Source organism: Marinobacter maroccanus, assembly GCF_002933275.1.
GTDB lineage: Bacteria > Pseudomonadota > Gammaproteobacteria > Pseudomonadales > Oleiphilaceae > Marinobacter > Marinobacter maroccanus.
This window is the reverse complement of sequence record NZ_PSSX01000041.1, coordinates 1-1,362: the sequence shown is the minus strand read 5'-3', so window position 1 is coordinate 1,362 and position 1,362 is coordinate 1. Positions and strand designations below refer to the sequence as shown.

General features: G+C 60.2%; 1 protein-coding gene. It reads right to left on the bottom strand.

Features of this window, described 5'->3' with window-relative positions; translation table 11 throughout:
* Positions 1-1,362, bottom strand: a 1,362-nt coding sequence (locus KEHDKFFH_RS19935) for a type VI secretion system Vgr family protein (protein WP_192875819.1), incomplete at both ends; no start/stop codon positions are given.

Sequence of the window (1,362 nt, the reverse complement as noted above, 5' to 3'; positions counted from 1 at the left end):
ATGTGATGGGTTCGCCCGGTGATGATGGGCTGGTCCGGGTCGCCGTCCAGGAAGGAGACAATCACTTCGTGGCCGATTCGTGGCAAGGCCATGAAGCCATATTGGCCGCCGGCCCAGCCCTGACTAACTCGGAGCCAGGCGCTGCTGTGTTGGTCATTTTTTGAGTNACGGTCCCAGGGGAAACGGACTTTTACCCGGCCATTTTCATCGCAGTGAATCTCCTCGCCTTCCGGGCCGGTGACAATCGCGATTTGTGGGCCGTCCATCAGGGGGCGGTGCGGCGTCTGCGGGCACCAGGTCAGATCTGCAGGTATGGCATTGAACTGGTTATGGTACGTGGTGGGTTCGCTGCCGCCTTCCTCTTCCAGGGCCTGAGGCTGCGTTCCGGTGTGGGTGATAGCCGTTAGCAGCCACTCCCGATTGAGATTGTCACTATCGTGCTCGGTCAGTTCCACTTTCGCGCCGGGGCTGAAATCCGGGCGGTTGCTCTCGCCGGAGGCGGTGCTGGCATCATTGCGAAGGGATTGCAGTCGGGCTTCGGTAAAAGGCTGGCCACTGGCGTCGGCCTTGAAGCGGCCGGGGTAGTCGAAGTGCTGGTAGTCTTCCCGGTGCTTCAGATCGCCCGAAGCATGCTCATGCATCAGGCCATAGGCGGGATTCCGGAAGGTGTAATCCTTCATCGCTACGGAAGCGACCCGCACCCGCTCTTCATATCGGAATCGGTACACCGCTGGGCGCCGGGTGCTGCCGCCGGCGGTGCCGTTATACTCCACAGGTTGCAGCTTCGGCGCATCGCCGTGGTGATCAGCAATGATAAGTGCCGGCTGGATGTCCCCGTCCACGCTCCCGTGTTCATAGCGGTAATGCCAACCCTCTTCAGCCGCGAGGCGTTCGAGAAAGGCCAGGTCGCTTTCCCGATGCTGAACACAGTATTCCCGTTGCTCCGGGGTGCGCTTCAGATCGAAGACCGAATCGATAATGCCGCGCTCCTCAAGCAGAGTTCGCACAATCGTCTCGGTGCTCTGGGTCTGAAAAATCCGGCTGTTGTGCATCAATCCCAGACGCCATAGCGGCGACTGTATCGTCAGCTCGTAGCGCGTCCTCCGGTGGCCGGCATCACCACGAACGAATTCGTTGACCACACCGGCAAAGCGCCGGAGCGGCACGCCGTTCTGCCAGATAACAAGATCAACCGGTTGCTCGAGAGTCTCCGCTGCCTGAATGGAGGGGTCGGTACTGGCCAGCTCAAGACGCCCCTGAAACACCTCGGAAAGGCGTTCGGTCAGTTTAAAGCCAACCACTGAGAATAGATCTGAGGGGAGTCCGCCAACACGGGCGGTGAACTGCAATCCGCTTGCCTGG